At 69.9% G+C, this 14,996-nt stretch carries 15 protein-coding genes; 5 read left to right on the top strand and 10 right to left on the bottom strand.

The features are described 5' to 3' along the window. Positions 1-244 precede the first annotated feature (244 nt). The gene (locus MQE23_RS23930; RefSeq protein WP_243380232.1) at positions 245-964 is read left to right on the top strand and encodes a phosphatase PAP2 family protein; all 720 of its coding nucleotides are present in this window, start codon (positions 245-247) and stop codon (positions 962-964) included. Between the two features lie 151 nt (positions 965-1,115). On the opposite strand, the gene MQE23_RS23935 is transcribed toward MQE23_RS23930, so the two are convergent. After that, positions 1,116-2,663 (bottom strand): FAD-binding oxidoreductase, encoded by a 1,548-nt coding sequence (locus MQE23_RS23935; RefSeq protein WP_243380233.1) that lies wholly within the window; start codon positions 2,661-2,663, stop codon positions 1,116-1,118. 88 nt (positions 2,664-2,751) lie between these two features. Beyond that, positions 2,752-2,922, bottom strand: a complete 171-nt coding sequence (locus tag MQE23_RS23940; protein ID WP_154693878.1) for a hypothetical protein — start codon at positions 2,920-2,922, stop codon at positions 2,752-2,754. A 138-nt stretch (positions 2,923-3,060) separates the two neighbouring features. Here MQE23_RS23940 and MQE23_RS23945 point away from each other — a divergent pair, with 138 nt between their 5' ends. Together MQE23_RS23945 and MQE23_RS23950 are read left to right on the top strand one after the other, a co-directional pair. Then, positions 3,061-3,909: a lipoprotein gene (locus tag MQE23_RS23945; RefSeq protein WP_037666931.1), complete on the top strand. Its 849-nt coding sequence runs from the start codon at positions 3,061-3,063 to the stop codon at positions 3,907-3,909. A gap of 91 nt (positions 3,910-4,000) precedes the next feature. Then, a complete protein-coding gene (locus tag MQE23_RS23950) occupies positions 4,001-4,171 on the top strand; it encodes a hypothetical protein (RefSeq protein WP_167337988.1) in 171 nt (56 codons plus the stop codon). A gap of 17 nt (positions 4,172-4,188) precedes the next feature. Here MQE23_RS23950 and MQE23_RS23955 read toward each other — a convergent pair whose 3' ends face one another. Then, positions 4,189-4,557: a metal-sensitive transcriptional regulator gene (locus tag MQE23_RS23955; protein ID WP_037666930.1), complete on the bottom strand. Its 369-nt coding sequence runs from the start codon at positions 4,555-4,557 to the stop codon at positions 4,189-4,191. Positions 4,558-4,760: 203 nt separating this feature from the next. Between MQE23_RS23955 and MQE23_RS23960 the strand changes: the two genes are divergently transcribed. Both MQE23_RS23960 and MQE23_RS23965 read left to right on the top strand, forming a co-directional pair. Next, entirely contained in the window at positions 4,761-5,381 is a 621-nt protein-coding gene (locus MQE23_RS23960; RefSeq protein ID WP_020269925.1) for a DUF47 family protein, read from the top strand. 7 nt (positions 5,382-5,388) lie between these two features. Then, complete coding sequence (locus tag MQE23_RS23965) at positions 5,389-6,387, top strand: inorganic phosphate transporter (RefSeq protein ID WP_243380235.1); 999 nt, start codon at positions 5,389-5,391, stop codon at positions 6,385-6,387. A 123-nt stretch (positions 6,388-6,510) separates the two neighbouring features. Here the strand turns inward: MQE23_RS23965 and pstB are convergent, their stop codons facing one another. The 7 genes from pstB to MQE23_RS24000 all read right to left on the bottom strand — a co-directional run bounded on the left by pstB (position 6,511) and on the right by MQE23_RS24000 (position 14,810). Then, positions 6,511-7,287 (bottom strand): phosphate ABC transporter ATP-binding protein PstB, encoded by a 777-nt coding sequence (pstB, locus tag MQE23_RS23970; protein WP_020269923.1) that lies wholly within the window; start codon positions 7,285-7,287, stop codon positions 6,511-6,513. A 45-nt stretch (positions 7,288-7,332) separates the two neighbouring features. Beyond that, positions 7,333-8,391, bottom strand: a complete 1,059-nt coding sequence (pstA, locus tag MQE23_RS23975; protein WP_020269922.1) for a phosphate ABC transporter permease PstA — start codon at positions 8,389-8,391, stop codon at positions 7,333-7,335. Next, positions 8,388-9,389, bottom strand: a complete 1,002-nt coding sequence (gene pstC / locus MQE23_RS23980) for a phosphate ABC transporter permease subunit PstC (RefSeq protein WP_037666928.1) — start codon at positions 9,387-9,389, stop codon at positions 8,388-8,390. Before pstC ends, pstA begins: the two co-directional genes overlap by 4 nt. A gap of 103 nt (positions 9,390-9,492) precedes the next feature. Continuing rightward, positions 9,493-10,614, bottom strand: a complete 1,122-nt coding sequence (gene pstS / locus MQE23_RS23985; RefSeq protein WP_020269920.1) for a phosphate ABC transporter substrate-binding protein PstS — start codon at positions 10,612-10,614, stop codon at positions 9,493-9,495. 239 nt (positions 10,615-10,853) lie between these two features. Next, positions 10,854-11,339 (bottom strand): NUDIX hydrolase, encoded by a 486-nt coding sequence (locus MQE23_RS23990; RefSeq protein ID WP_020269919.1) that lies wholly within the window; start codon positions 11,337-11,339, stop codon positions 10,854-10,856. Further along, positions 11,336-12,463 carry a CHAD domain-containing protein gene (locus MQE23_RS23995; RefSeq protein WP_020269918.1) on the bottom strand — a complete coding sequence of 376 codons (1,128 nt, stop codon included), beginning with the start codon at positions 12,461-12,463 and terminating at the stop codon, positions 11,336-11,338. Before MQE23_RS23995 ends, MQE23_RS23990 begins: the two co-directional genes overlap by 4 nt. Next, a complete protein-coding gene (locus MQE23_RS24000; protein ID WP_128092455.1) occupies positions 12,444-14,810 on the bottom strand; it encodes an RNA degradosome polyphosphate kinase in 2,367 nt (788 codons plus the stop codon). The genes MQE23_RS23995 and MQE23_RS24000 overlap by 20 nt, the downstream gene beginning before the upstream one ends. Positions 14,811-14,996 lie beyond the last annotated feature (186 nt).

Raw genomic sequence — 14,996 nt, forward strand, 5'->3', positions numbered from 1 at the left:
CCGAGTGTGAACCCACCCCCTGAGCTGCAAAGACGTGTCTCTCTTCGATAACGTCTGCGTGATCATTCGGTGGAGTGTGGAACGTATCAGCGGGGACCATGCGTTCCTGTTGACGTAGCCGAGCAGACGTATGTCGGCACGTGTCACGGACGCGTGCAGCGGAAGCGGATCTACAACCACGGGGGTGGCAGGAGCGGCGCACACTCAGGTGCGCCGGGAGAGACGACGAAGGGGCCGCAGCATCATGGCTGGACTCGCCGAATCCGGGTCGAACCCCGACGTCGACCTGCTTTACGACATCAATGGCCTGGCCAAGGACGCGCCGCCGTGGTTCGACCGGGTCATGGAGTTCGTCGGCGAGTACGGGTTGTTGCTCGCCATCGTCCTGCTCGTGCTCTGGTGCTGGTGGTCCGTGCGGCGCCGGGGCGAGGAGGACGCGGCGTCCTCCGTCGCGGCGCTGGTCTGGGCGCCGCTCGCGGCGGGGATCGCCGTGCTGGTCAACGTGCCGATACGGGGTTTCGTGGAGCGGCCCCGGCCGTTCCTCGACCATCAGGGGCTCGAGGTGCTCGTCGCCGGCAAGAACGACTACTCGTTCGTGAGCGACCACGCGACGATCGTCATGGCGATGGCGGTCGGGCTGTTCGTGGCGAACCGGAAGTTCGGGCTGGTCGCGTTGGTGCTGGCCGTGTTCGGCGGGTTCATTCGCGTCTACATGGGTGTGCACTACCCGACGGATGTCGTGGGTGGGTTCGCGCTGGGGACGGCTGTGGCGTTGCTGCTGTCGCCGCTGGCCATGGCGCTGCTGACGCCTGTTACGCGGGCGGTTGAGCGGTCGCCTCGGGTGGGGTGGCTTGTGCGGGCTCGGGGGCGCGGGGGTGCTGGGGACGGGGCCGATGCGGTGGTTCCCGGGGCGCGGAGTGAGCGGGCCGGGGCCGGGGCGTCCGAGCGGGACCTTGCTGCCTAGTTCTCGGCGTTGGTGCTGAGGGCGGGGCGTTGCGCAGCCCGGCGTAGCGGGGTGCCGCTGCGCCCGCCCGTGCCGCCCCAGCGGCACGACTGCCCGCAGCTGAGCGGGACGAGCGCCTGCGGCTGGGCGGGACGAGCGCCTGCGGCTGGGCTCACAGCGCTTGCGGGTACGTGAAGAAGCGGTTCGGGTCGTATTCGTTCTTCAGCTTCGTCAGGCGAGGGGCCGCGTCGCCGTAGTACGCCTTGCGCCAGTTGGTGAGGGTCGGGTCCGTGTAGTTCTGGTAGGCCGCGCCTGAGGCGTACGGGCGCATGGACTTGTGGGCGGAGGCCAGCCAGTCGCGGGCCGTGGCGCCCGTCGTGCCCGGGCGCCAGGCGGCGATGTACTGGGCCAGCATGCGCGAACGGCGGTGGACGAAGGCCGTGGACGTCGGGGAGACGCGGTTCACCGCTCCGCCGAGGGCCGTGAGGGCGATGCTGCCCGTGCCGCCGCGTACCGACCTGATCTGGGACAGCAGCGTGCGGATGCCGGCCGCGGAGAGGGAGCGGTCGAAGAAGTCGGACGCCGCGGCGTACGTCTCGCGGCCCAGCGCGCCCTTCGGGGAACGGCCCGGGGTCGAGCCGGGCAGATGGCACTGGGCGTCCGTCGGGAACGAGGAGCAGCCGGCGTACACCTCCATCGACTCCTCGTACGAGCGGCGCCGCAGGGAGACGCTGCTCGCCGAGGCGCCGACGCGGTCGGCGAGGCGGTCGACCGCGTTCTGGAGCTCGCCGTAGGTGCCGAGGGAGAAGGCCGCGACGGAGACGGTCGGGTTGCCGCCGGCGGCGTTCGCCAGGTGGAGGGACGACCAGATCTCGTCGGGCTGCGAGGGGCCCCACTCCTGCCAGGCCTTCACCACCGCGGCCGCCTTCGACGCCGGCCAGGACAGGTACGCCGAGACGCCCTGCGGGGCCGGGTGGGTCTTGAAGTGGAGTTCCGTCACGACGCCGAAGTTGCCGTTGCCCGCGCCGCGCAGGGCCCAGAAGAGGTCCTTGTGCTCGCGGGCGCCGGCGGTGAGCTGCTTGCCGTCCGCGGTGATCAGGGTGGCCCGGGTGAGGCTGTCGCAGGTCAGGCCGTAGGCGCGGGAGACCACTCCGTGTCCGCCGCCGAGGGTGAGGCCGGAGACGCCTACGGTGGGGCAGGAGCCGGCGGGGATCGTGACGCCCTTCGCGGCCAGCGCGCGGTAGACGTCGATGAGTTTGGCGCCGGCGCCGACCACTGCCGTGTTGCCGGAGGCCCGGACGCGGTTGAGCTTCGAGACGTCGATGATCAGGCGGCCGTCGCCGGAGGACCAGCCGGCGTAGGAGTGGCCGCCGTTGCGGATCGCCACGCGCAGGGCGTGGCGGCGGGCGTAGGCCAGGGCGGTGCGGATGTCGTCCGGGTGGGACACGTACGCGACCGCGGCGGGCTTGAGGGTGTCGAAGCGGGTGTTGTAGAGCTGCCGGGCCGTCTTCCAGGCGCTGTCGCCCGGGCGGATGAGGGGCCCGTCGAGGTCGCGCGCGAGGGCGGACCAGTTGGCGGCGGTGGTTTTCGTGGTGGTGGCGGTCCTGGCGGTGGCCGTGGTCCTGGAGCGGGTGTCCGATGTCGTGCAGGCGGCGGTGAGGGGGGTTGCGGCCGTGGCGATGCCCGCCGTGCCGACTGCGAGGAATGTGCGCCGTTCCATGGGGCCTCCCGGTGGTTCCGTCCTGGGAGACGGGGTGGTGGGGGTGGGGGTTCCATGCGGATCCCAGCGCCCCGGTGGCACGGCCGTGTCAGCCGGCCCGGTGGTTCTCCGCGTCCGTGCGTGCCTGGCTTCTCGCCCTTCTGGCCGGGCCGTGCCAGCCGCAGGTGCAGTGGGCCATGCAGAAGCGGCCCTTGTCCTGTGTCGTCGTGCGGTGTTCCGGGAGGTTGGGGGGAGGTTCCAGCCCGTCCTGCTGCGCCACGGCGACCACGTTACCCAGCGCGGGTAAAGGGTTCGTATGCCGAGTCCCGCGGGCTCGCGTGACGGGGTCACATACCGGTCGTTAACCGGAACAACAAGGGGGCCCGTGACGGACGTACCGGCTGGGGGTAGGCAGGCGATGACTGGGCGGCAGCGGGAACGGCGGCACAGGCGGACGGGTGCGGCGGTCGTCGCGGCCGGCCTCGTGGCCGGGGTGGCGCTGGGGGCCGGCGGGTGCGCGGGCGGTGACGCGGTGGCCGGCGACGCCCGGGGCGGGGACGCGGTCGTCGTGCTGCACCGGGCCGCGGACCAGCTGGTGGAGGCCGGGAGTTCGAAGGCCCGTACGTCGATGGAGATGGCCGCCGGCGGGACGCGGGTGACCATCCGGGGCGCGGGGGTCTACGACTACCGGAAGCGGATGGGGCAGCTGAAGGTGCTGCTGCCGCAGGACCCCGCGGGGGCCACCGAGCGCCGGCCCATCACCGAACTGCTCGCGCCGGGAGCGCTCTTCATGAAGAACCGGGGCGCCGGTGTGCCCGCGGACAAGTGGGTGCGGGTGGACACGCGGACCCTGTCCGACGGGAATCTCGTGACCGGCGGGGCCACCGATCCGTTCGCGGCGGCCGAGGTGCTGCGGGGGACGCGGTCGGCGACGTTCGTGGGCCGGACCGAGGTCGCGGGCACCAGGGTGCGGCACTACCGGGGCACGGCGGATCTCGGCGCTGCCGCGAAGCAGGCCTCCGACGGCAACAAGGAGTCCCTGAGCGCGGCGGCGAAAGGGTTCGCCACGGCCGAAGTGCCGTTCGACGTCTACCTCGACGACGAGGGGCGCATCCGCAAGGTCCGGCACCGGTTCAGTTTCGTGGGCGGGCAGAAGAGCCCCGTGGCCGTCGCCTCGACCACGTTGCTCTACGATTTCGGGGCCTCGGTGCGCGTACGGCTGCCGGACACCGACGACATCTACGCGGGCAAGATCGCCGAGGAGTGACCGGCGCGAACTAGCCCGTCCGTGCCATGCGCGGTGTGTAGGCCGCTCCCTACTCTAGGAAGTCGGGAACGGCAGAGATGAGGTGATGCACGTGGCTCCGGTCGGCGGTACGGCAGTTCAGGACCACGTGGCCCTCGCCGAGATCGAGCTGTGCGGAGAGCTGATCATCGCGGCCTCGGCCGCCCACGAGGAGCGGCTCAGCCTGGAGAGCATCGACGCGGTGCTGAAAGTGGCCGAGGAGCGGGACGCCTCCAGGCGCTGAACAGCGGCAGGCCCGGGTCAGGTCCGCAGCATACGGGCGATCGCCTGGGTCGCCTCCTTGACCTTCGCGTCGATCTCGTCACCGCCCTTGAGGGCCGCGTCGGCGACGCAGTGCCGCAGATGCTCCTCCAGCAGCTGGAGGGCGAAGGACTGGAGCGCCTTGGTGGAGGCGGAGACCTGCGTGAGTATGTCGATGCAGTAGACGTCCTCGTCGACCATGCGCTGGAGGCCGCGGATCTGGCCCTCGATCCGGCGCAGGCGCTTGAGGTGTTCGTCCTTCTGCTTGTGGTACCCGTGCACGCCCTGGTCGTGGTCGGTCACGATGTCCGCCCCGGCGGTGACATCCGTGACATCCCCGGCATCCGTAACGTCGGTCACGTCAGTCATCGCGTCCTCCTGGTGGGCTGTGCGCCGACATATACCCCTAGTGGGTATATGGTACCGAACTTTGCGGGGTATACGGGCCTTGGACCGCCCCCGTGCTCATCACTGTGCCTGATGGGCGACACTGGTGGGCGGCCCGATAGCCGTGGCCGAATGATGCGCCTAGCATCAGCCTGACCGAAACCGAAGCAAGCCGAGGACCCCACGTGCGCTTTCGTCTGACCCCCAGGGAGACGAGCTTCTACGACATGTTCGCCGCATCCGCGGACAACATCGTCACGGGCTCGAAACTCCTGATGGAACTGCTCGGGGCGGACGCTTCCGCCCGGGCCGAGATCGCAGAGCGTATGCGGGCAGCGGAACACGCAGGTGACGACGCCACGCACGCGATCTTCCACCAGCTGAACTCCTCGTTCATCACGCCGTTCGACCGCGAGGACATCTACTCCCTCGCGTCGTCCCTCGACGACATCATGGACTTCATGGAGGAGGCCGTCGACCTGGTCGTCCTCTACAACGTCGAGGAACTGCCCAAGGGCGTCGAGCAGCAGATCGAGGTGCTGGCGCGCGCTGCCGAACTGACGGCCGAAGCGATGCCGCACCTGCGGACGATGGAGAACCTCACCGAGTACTGGATCGAGGTCAACCGGCTGGAGAACCAGGCCGACCAGATCCACCGCAAGCTGCTCGCGCACCTCTTCAACGGCAAGTACGACGCCATCGAGGTGCTCAAGCTGAAGCAGATCGTGGACGTGCTGGAGGAAGCGGCGGACGCGTTCGAGCACGTGGCGAACACGGTGGAGACCATCGCCGTCAAGGAGTCCTGAGCCCTTCATGGACACCTTTGCTCTGGTCGTGACCATCGGGGTCGCGCTGTTCTTCACGTACACCAACGGTTTCCACGACTCGGCGAACGCGATCGCCACGTCCGTGTCGACGCGGGCGCTGACGCCGAGGGCCGCGCTGGCCATGGCCGCGGTGATGAACCTCGCCGGTGCGTTCATGGGCTCCGGGGTCGCCAAGACGGTCAGCGAAGGGCTGATCCAGACGCCGGTGGGGTCGAAGGGGATGGGGATCCTCTTCGCCGCGCTGGTGGGTGCGATCGTCTGGAACCTCATCACCTGGTACTTCGGGTTGCCCTCTTCCTCCTCGCACGCGCTGTTCGGCGGGATGGTCGGTGCCGCGCTGGCCGGCGGGACGACGGTCTACTGGAGCGGGGTGCTCGAGAAGGTCGTCATCCCCATGTTCATCTCCCCGGTGGTCGGTCTCCTGGCCGGCTATCTCGTGATGACCGCGATCATGTGGATGTTCCGGAAGGCGAACCCGCACAAGGCCAAGCGCGGGTTCCGCATCGCGCAGACCGTCTCGGCGGCCGGGATGGCGCTCGGGCACGGTCTCCAGGACGCGCAGAAGACGATGGGCATCGTGGTGATGGCGCTCGTCATCGCGGATGTCGAGGACTACGGCGATCCGATTCCGGTGTGGGTGAAGATCGCCTGTGCGGTGATGCTGTCGCTGGGGACGTATGCCGGCGGGTGGCGGATCATGCGGACGCTGGGGCGGAAGATCATCGAGCTGGATCCGCCGCAGGGGTTCGCGGCGGAGACGACGGGGGCGTCGATCATGTTCGCCACGGCGTTCCTGTTCAAGGCGCCGATTTCGACGACGCACGTCATCACCTCGGCGATCATGGGTGTCGGGGCGACCAAGCGCGTGAATGCCGTGCGCTGGGGGGTCGCCAAGAACATCATCCTGGGGTGGTTCATCACGATGCCGGCCGCTGCGTTGGTGGCTGCGGTGTCGTTCTGGGTCGTGAATCTGGCGTTCCTGTAGGTGCTGCTCGGCGCAGCCGAGTGAGTACGCGAACGGGCCCGCCCCTGGGAGAGGGGCGGGCCCTTTTCGGCCTCGCGGTGGCACCGCCATGCAGCACCGCGAGGGGTCTCGGCGAGGTGTGGCTCAGCCGAAGCGGCCGGAGATGTAGTCCTCCGTGGCCTGGACCGACGGGTTGGAGAAGATGCGCTCCGTGTCGTCGATCTCGATGAGCTTGCCGGGCTGGCCGACCGCCGCGAGGTTGAAGAAGGCCGTGCGGTCGGAGACGCGCGCCGCCTGCTGCATGTTGTGCGTCACGATGACGATCGTGAAGCGTTCCTTCAGCTCGCCGATCAGGTCCTCGATGGCGAGGGTGGAGATCGGGTCCAGGGCCGAGCAGGGCTCGTCCATGAGGAGGACGTTCGGCTCCACCGCGATGGCGCGGGCGATGCACAGGCGCTGCTGCTGGCCGCCGGACAGGCCCGAGCCGGGCTTGTTCAGGCGGTCCTTGACCTCGTTCCAGAGGTTCGCGCCCTTGAGGGAGCGCTCGACGATGTCGGAGAGCTCGCTCTTCTTGTAGTTGCCGTTGAGCCGCAGCCCCGCCGCCACGTTGTCGAAGATCGACATCGTGGGGAAGGGGTTGGGCCGCTGGAACACCATGCCGACCTCGCGGCGCACGGACACCGGGTCGATGCCCGTGCCGTAGAGGTCCTCGTCGTCGAGGAGCACCTTGCCCTCGACCCGGCCGCCGGACGTCACCTCGTGCATACGGTTCAGCGTGCGCAGGAACGTCGACTTGCCGCATCCGGACGGGCCGATGAACGCCGTCACCGAACGGGGCTCGACGGTCATCGAGATGTCCTCGATCGCCTTGTGGGAGCCGTAGTAGGCGGTCAGTCCGCTTACGTCGATTCGCTTGGCCATGATTACTTCACTTCCAGACAGTCAGATCAGTCGCTGTGGCCGCAGTCAGCGACCGGTCTTCGGGGCCTTCCAGCGGGCGATCCCGCGGGCCACCAGGTTCAGGATCATCACGAAGGCGATCAGGGTGAGCGACGCCGCCCAGGCGCGGTCGTACGCCGTGACCTCGCCCGATCCGTACTGCTGGTAGATGTACAGCGGCAGCGACGCCTGCGCGCCCTCGAAGGGGTTGGCGTTGATGAACTTACTGCCGAACACCAGCAGCAGCACGGGCGCGGTCTCACCGGCGATGCGGGCGATGGACAGCATGATGCCGGTGGTGATGCCGCCGAGCGAGGTCGGCAGGACCACCTTCAGGATCGTGCGCCACTTGGGCACGCCGAGCGCGAGAGAGGCCTCGCGCAGCTCGTTCGGGACGAGCTTGAGCATCTCCTCCGTGGAGCGGACGACGACCGGCATCATCAGGATCGCGAGGGCGAGTGACCCGGCGAAGCCGAAGGGCTCCAACTCGAACATCAGCATGAGGCTGAGGATGAACAGGCCGGCGACGATCGACGGGATGCCGGTCATGACGTCGACGAAGAAGGTGACGGCCCGAGCGAGGTTGCCGCGCCCGTACTCCACCAGGTAGATCGCGGTGAGCACGCCGACCGGAGCGGCGATCAGCGTGGCGAGGCCGACCTGCTCCAGCGTGCCGAGAATGGCGTGGTAGATGCCGCCGCCCGTCTCCGAGTCGGCGACCACGCCCATGGAGTGGGTCAGGAAGTAGAGGTCGAAGACCTTCACACCGCGCTTGACGGTCGACCACACCAGCGAGGCCAGCGGCACCACGGCGAGCAGGAACGCGACCCACACCAGCGAGGTGACCACGCGGTCCTTGGCCTGGCGGCGGTTCTCGACCCGGGCCGCGATGACGTACGTACCGAGGACGTACAGGATCGCGGCGATCAGCGCCCACTGGATGCTGCTGTGCAGGCCGGCGGCGGCGCTGATGCCGAGTCCGAGGGCGACGGATCCGGCGGCGATGGCCCACGGGGCCCACTTGGGCAGATGGCCGCCGCGCAGGGTGCTGGGGCGCTTGGCGGCGACGGAGGGTGTGGTGCTCATGCGTTGGCCCCCGAGTACTCCTTGCGGCGGGCGATGATCGCGCGGGCCGCGCCGTTGACCAGCAGGGTGATGACGAACAGGACCAGACCGGAGGCGATCAGCGCGTCACGGCCGAACTCGGTGGCCTCGCTGAACTTGCTGGCGATGTTCTGGGCGAAGGTGCCGCCGCCCGGGTCGAGCAGGCTGGTGTGGATCAGGAAGTCGGGCGAGAGCACGGTGGCGACGGCCATCGTCTCGCCGAGGGCGCGGCCGAGGCCGAGCATCGAGGCCGAGATGACACCGGAGCGGCCGAAGGGGATGACCGCCATGCGGATCACTTCCCAGCGGGTGGCGCCGAGCGCCAGGGCGGCCTCCTCGTGCATCTGCGGGACCTGGCGGAAGACCTCGCGGCTCACGTTGGTGATGATCGGCAGGATCATGATCGCGAGCAGGATGCCCACGGTGAGCATGGAGCGTGCGGCGCCGCCCTGCCAGGAGAAGACGCCGGTCCAGCCGAGGTAGTCGTTCAGCCAGCCGAAGAGGCCGTTCATGTGCGGGACGAGGACCAGCGCGCCCCACAGGCCGTAGACGATGGACGGCACGGCGGCCAGCAGGTCGATCACATAGGCGATGGGGCCGCGCAGCCGGCGCGGGGCGTAGTGCGTGAGGAACAGCGCGATGGCGACCGAGACCGGGACCGCGATGACCATGGCGATGATCGAGGAGACGATCGTGCCGTAGGCCAGGACCGCGATGCCGAAGACCGGCGGGTTGACACCGGTGTTCCACTCGAAGGTGGTCAGGAAGTTGCCGTCGTCCTTGCTGATGGCGAGGACGGCGCGGTAGGTGAGGAAGCCGGCGATCGCGGCCATGATCACCAGCAGCAGAATGCCCGAGCCACGGGACAGACCGAGGAAGATCCGGTCTCCGGGTCGGGTGGCGCCACGGGCCGCGCGCTTCTGCTCGGCCGTGGGCGGCTGCGTGGGGGGAGGTGCGTCAGCTATCTGTGTTGTGTCCATCGGGTTCTCCGGTCTGCGGAACCGCACGTGCTGTGCGGCCCTTGGCGGCGGTGCACCGGACGGTGCGGTCCGGCCCCGCCGGGGGGACCGGACCGCACTCAGGTCAGCTCAGGCTCTCGACGGTCGTGCGAACCTTGGTGATGATCTCTTCGGGCATGGGCGCGTAGTCGTTCTCGGCGAGGATCTTCTGGCCGTCCTCCGAGGCCGCGTAGCGCAGGAACGCCTTGACCGCGGGCAGAGTGTCGGCCTTGTTGCCCTTGTCGCAGACGATCTCGTACGTCACCAGGACCATCGGGTAGGCGCCGTCGGCCTTGGTCCCGTAGTTCAGCTTCAGCGCGAGGTCCTTGCCGGTGCCGACGACCTTGGCCTCCGCGATCGCCTTGGTGGCGTTTTCGACGGTCGCCTCGACCGGCTCGGCGGCGCCCGTGTCGATGGCGACGGTCTTGATTCCGTCCTTGGCGTACGACAGCTCGAAGTAGCCGATCGCGCCGGCGGTCTGCTTGACCTGCGCGGCGACCCCGGAGGACTGCGGAGCGGACTGGCCGCCCTTGGCCTGCCAGGCCTTGCCGCCCTCGTAGGGGAAGTCCTTCTTGGCGGTGGCGATCAGGTACTTGGTGAAGTTGTCCGTGGTGCCGGACTCGTCCGAGCGGTGGAACGCCTGGATCTTGAGGTTGGGCAGCTTCGCGTCGGGGTTCAGCTTCGCGATCGCCGGGTCGTTCCACTTGGTGATCTTGCTGTCGAAGATCTTGGCGATCGTCGCCGAGTCCAGGACGAGCTTGTCGACGCCCGGGACGTTGTAGCCGACGGCGATCGGGCCGCCGACCATCGGCAGGTCGATGCCCTGGCCGCCGGAGCAGATCTTCTTGGAGGCGGCGACCTCGTCGGGCTTCAGCGCCGAGTCCGAACCGGCCCAGGGGACCTGGCCCTGCGTGAACGCGGTGACACCCGCGCCGGAACCGCCGGCCTTGTAGTTGATCTCCACCTTGCAGGCCGCCGAGAACTGCTTGACCCACGCGTCGACCGCGTTCTTCTGCGCGGAGGAGCCGTCGGAGAGTACCTGGCCCGAGGCGTCGTCACACTTGATGTTGCTCGGCGCGGCGGCGTTGGAGGAGCCTCCGTCCGGGTTGCCGGTCTCGTCGGAGCCGCACGCCGTGAGGGCCAGGGCGCCGGAGACGGCGAGAGCACCGAGAGCGAGGGCCCGCCGGTTCATGCGCTGAAGCTTCACTTGAGTTCCTTCCAGGAGCCGCCGTCCTGATCGGCGGCGTGCGATGTCTGGGTGTCGCGGGACGAGGCCGCGCACGGCAGGCGCGGCTCGCATCTGGTACGGCCGAAATTAGGCAGATCAGATGAAGGCGCCGATGGCCAGACATGAACGACGGGTGAACCCCTGCCGACGGTGTGGTTAGGTCACGGAATGCTTACGGGGAGAGCACGTGAGCGTTCCGCTTTCCGAAGTTGAAGGAGTCAGTCCGGTTCCGGCTGGTTCCGTCCGCTCTCCTGGCCGGTTGTGGCCGGTTCTGGCCGGTTCACCACGGCGAGCAGCGCGTCGACCAGAGGGCGGTCGTGGGGCTGGGTGAGGCGGGCGCGGGCGGCGACAGGTGTCAGCCACACCACCCTGTCCACTTCGTCCGTCGGGGCGAACGCGCAGGACATCGCCTCGGCCGCCCAGTAGCGGACCTGCTTGGGGCGGCCGTTCGCCAGATACCGCTGGGTGGGCAGCTCGGCGCCCGGCTCGGCCCGGCAGCCCGTCTCCTCCGCCACCTCGCGCAGGGCGCCGGCGAGCGGCTCCTCGTCCCGCTTCAGCTTGCCCTTCGGCCAGGACCAGTCGTCGTACTTCGGCCGGTGCACCAGGCAGAGCTCCAGCCCGCCGGTCACGGGGGAGCGGCGCCACAGGACGCAGCCGGCCGCCTGCACGGTGGTGTCCTCCGGGGAGCCGGAACTCGAACTCACCGGGTGCTCACCGCCTCCTTCTGCCAGGCCTGCTGGAACGCGAAGCGTGCCGCCTCCACCTCGTGCCGCTGGTCGGCGTGGAGCACGCCGAGGGCGTAGGCCGTGGCCGGGGCGATCCGGGGGGTACGGGCCGCCTGGGCCGCCGCTGCCGCCGCCTCCGACGCGTCGCGGTGGCGGTTCAGGGCCTGGCCGGCGGAGAGCAGACGCAGGTCGACGACGGCGTTGGCCTTGGGGCCGCTGACGGCTTCGCGGGCGTAGCGGTGCAGGCGCAGGAGCAGGCGGACCTGGTGCCAGGGGGCGTCCTGCGGGTGCGGGACCGTGTCCGGGGACAGGCCGTGGATGAGGGCGGCGGCGTTGTACGGGTTGCCCGCGGTGACCAGGGGGAGGGCGGTTACGGCGTCGGCGAGGCGGTCCTTCGCGGCGGTGGCCAGGGGGCGGAGGTCCGCGGTGGCCGCGGCGGGGGTGAGGGGGACCTCGCTGGCCAGGACGGCGACCTTGTCCGCGATGGCGTGGAAGCGGCTGGAGCCGAGGGCTTGGAGGGCGGTGGAGTGGGCTCGGGTGCGGGCGAGGGTCAGCTGGCGGTCGAGTAGGGCGCCTGCCTTTGCTGCTCCCACTGTCAGGTTGCCGCGTTCTTGTGCTGAGGCCGGGGGGTTGCGCAGCCCGGCGTCGCGGGGTGCCGCTCTCGTTGGGACGGGCGCCGCCCCAGCGGCACGACTGCCCGCAGCCGGGGCGACTTCAGCATCCACCTGAGCAGGCAACGCCGTGGAACCCGACAAGCGGTGCAAGGCGCTCAGCAGGCGTTCCAAGCGAGCCGTGTACGCGTGTTCCATGGCCAGGGTGCCCGAGACCCAGGCCAGTTCGGGGCGCATGCCCTCGCACCAGTCCGTGTCGAGGAGGGACTGGAACGTGTGCAGGCTGGCGCTGATGCGGCGGGCCGAGCGGCGCAGCGCGCGGGCCGCCTCGACGGACCCCTCCGCGCCGTTCGCCCCGGATCCGGTCTCCCGGTGCAGGCGCAGCGCGCGGAGGAACTCCGTGGCCTGGGCCCTCAGGTAACCCGCGAGGGTGTCCCCGCTGGGGGCGGGCCCGGCCAGGGGGTCCGTCGGGTCAAGGTGTTGCTGTGCCACGCCGGCGCCTCCGGGCGTCTATGAGCATCTCCTGGACGTTGCGCAGGGGTTGGCCGTCCGCGTCGGTCGCATGCCGGGTCCAGTCGCCGTCCGGGCCGAGGTGCCAGGAGGCGGTGGCGTCGGACATGCCGGTCTCCAGCAGCCGGCTCAGGGCCGCCCGGTGGGCCGGGTCGGTGACCCGGACCAGGGCCTCTATCCGGCGGTCGAGGTTGCGGTGCATCATGTCGGCGCTGCCGAACCACACCTCGGGCTCGCCGCCGTTGCCGAAGGCGAACACGCGCGAGTGCTCCAGGAAGCGGCCGAGGATGGAGCGGACCCGGATGTTCTCCGACAGGCCCGTCACGCCCGGGCGCAGCGCGCAGATGCCGCGCACCCACACGTCCACCGGCACGCCCGCCTGGGCCGCGCGGTAGCAGGCGTCGATGACGGCCTCGTCGACCATCGAGTTGACCTTGATACGGACGTACGCGGGCCGCCCCGCACGGTGGTGCTGGATCTCCTTGGTGATCCGGGAGACCAGGCCGTCGCGCAGCGACTTGGGGGCGACCAGGAGACGGCGGTAGGTCTCGCGGCGGGAGTAGCCGGAGAGGCGGTTGAAGAGGTCCGAGAGGTCCGCGCCGACCTGCGGGTCGGCCGTGAGCAGGCCGAGGTCCTCGTAGAGGCGGGCGGTCTTCGGGTGGTAGTTGCCGGTGCCGACGTGGCTGTAGCGGCGGAGCGTCTCGCCCTCCTGGCGGACCACCAGCGACAGCTTGCAGTGGGTCTTCAGGCCGACCAGGCCGTAGACCACGTGGCAGCCGGCCTCCTCCAGCTTGCGCGCCCACTTGATGTTGGCGTGCTCGTCGAAGCGGGCCTTGATCTCGACCAGGACCAGGACCTGCTTGCCGGTCTCGGCGGCCTCGATGAGGGCGTCGACTATGGGGGAGTCGCCCGAGGTCCGGTACAGGGTCTGCTTGATCGCGAGGACGTCCGGGTCGCCGGCCGCCTGCTCCAGGAAGGCCTGGACGGAGGTGGAGAACGAGTCGTACGGGTGGTGCAGCAGGACGTCCCGCTCGCGCAGGGCGGCGAAGATGTCCGGCGCGGAGGCCGACTCGACCTCGGCGAGGTCGCGGTGGGTGCCGGCGACGAACTTGCGGTACTTCAGCTCGGGCCGGTCCAGGGAGGCGATCCGGAACAGGCCCGTGAGGTCCAGCGGGCCCGGCAGCGGGTACACCTCGGCCTCGCTGATCTTCAGCTCGCGCACCAGCAGGTCCAGGACCTCGCGGTCGATGGACTCCTCGACCTCCAGGCGCACCGGCGGCCCGAAGCGGCGCCGCATCAGCTCCTTCTCCAGGGCCTGGAGCAGGTTCTCCGCGTCGTCCTCCTCGACCTCCAGGTCCTCGTTCCTGGTGAGGCGGAAGGCGTGGTGCTCCAGCACCTCCATGCCCGGGAACAGCTCCTCCAGGTGGGCGGCGATGACGTCCTCGATGGGGACGTAGCGGCCCGGGGAGCTCTCCAGGAAGCGGGACAGCAGCGGCGGCACCTTGACGCGGGCGAAGTGCTTGTGGCCCGTGACCGGGTTCCGTACGACGACGGCCAGGTTCAGGGACAGGCCGGAGATGTACGGGAAGGGGTGCGCCGGGTCGACCGCCAGCGGGGTCAGCACGGGGAAGATCTGGTGCCGGAACAGGGTGAACAGGCGGGCCTGCTCCTTCTCCTGCAGCTCGCTCCAGCGGACCAGGTGGATGCCCTCCTCCGCGAGTGCGGGGGCGACGTCCTCGTGGTAGCAGGCGGCGTGCCGGGCCATGAGCTCGCGGGAGCGGGCCCAGATCATCTCCAGCACCTCACGGGGCTGGAGGCCGGAGGCGGAGCGGGTGGCCACGCCGGTGGCGATGCGGCGCTTCAGGCCGGCCACCCGGACCATGAAGAACTCGTCCAGGTTGCTGGCGAAGATCGCGAGGAAGTTGGCCCGCTCCAGCAGGGGCGTGTTCGGGTCCTCGGCGAGTTCGAGAACGCGCTCGTTGAACGCGAGCCAGCTGCGCTCCCGGTCGAGGAAACGCCCCTGTGGCAGCTGGACGCCGTCGACCTGCGACTCCTCGTACGCGTCGAGGTCGGCGTCGATGTCGGGTTCGAGGTCGGAGACGGCCGCCGCGATGGTGTGCGGCCGGTGGGCTGCGATGGAGCCCACGGAGGGCTGCGCGTGCTGGACCTGTGCCTGGGTGTTCGGCTGGCTCATGGCCCCATTCTTCCGCGCCGCGAGCATCACGGGCGCGTCGGAAAGCGCGGGAGGGAGCGGGGGCGTCACATGAGTGGTCCCGTTCCCCCCAGGCCCCTCTGGGGGCGGTGAAGGCTCTGGCACGGCGGGAGTCATTGGCCGAGCCTCGCAAGCTCGTCTGAATCGATGGTTACGGAGACATGACGTGTGGGATAGCGCGGGGCGGCTCGCGGGGGTCTCGGAGAGGGCGGTCGCGCCGTGCGCGGCCCGTCCACAGGCTGTGGACGCGGTGAGCGGCGCGGAAAGTCGGGCGTGGTTTCGTGAACCGTTCGAGCCGGGCGG

The organism is Streptomyces sp. HP-A2021, from assembly GCF_022807935.1.
In the GTDB taxonomy this organism is placed as follows: domain Bacteria; phylum Actinomycetota; class Actinomycetes; order Streptomycetales; family Streptomycetaceae; genus Streptomyces; species Streptomyces afghaniensis.

Bases quoted from the DNA above. Each gene is read 5' to 3' on its own strand.
- MQE23_RS23945 (WP_037666931.1), top strand. From the start codon at position 3,061: ATGACTGGGCGGCAGCGGGAACGGCGGCACAGGCGGACGGGTGCGGCG.
- MQE23_RS23955 (WP_037666930.1), bottom strand. From the start codon at position 4,557: ATGACTGACGTGACCGACGTTACGGATGCCGGGGATGTCACGGATGTC.
- MQE23_RS23930 (WP_243380232.1), top strand. From the start codon at position 245: ATGGCTGGACTCGCCGAATCCGGGTCGAACCCCGACGTCGACCTGCTT.
- MQE23_RS24000 (WP_128092455.1), bottom strand. From the start codon at position 14,810: ATGACTCCCGCCGTGCCAGAGCCTTCACCGCCCCCAGAGGGGCCTGGG.
- MQE23_RS23965 (WP_243380235.1), top strand. From the start codon at position 5,389: ATGGACACCTTTGCTCTGGTCGTGACCATCGGGGTCGCGCTGTTCTTC.
- pstC (WP_037666928.1), bottom strand. From the start codon at position 9,389: ATGGACACAACACAGATAGCTGACGCACCTCCCCCCACGCAGCCGCCC.
- pstB (WP_020269923.1), bottom strand. From the start codon at position 7,287: ATGGCCAAGCGAATCGACGTAAGCGGACTGACCGCCTACTACGGCTCC.
- pstA (WP_020269922.1), bottom strand. From the start codon at position 8,391: ATGAGCACCACACCCTCCGTCGCCGCCAAGCGCCCCAGCACCCTGCGC.
- MQE23_RS23935 (WP_243380233.1), bottom strand. From the start codon at position 2,663: ATGGAACGGCGCACATTCCTCGCAGTCGGCACGGCGGGCATCGCCACG.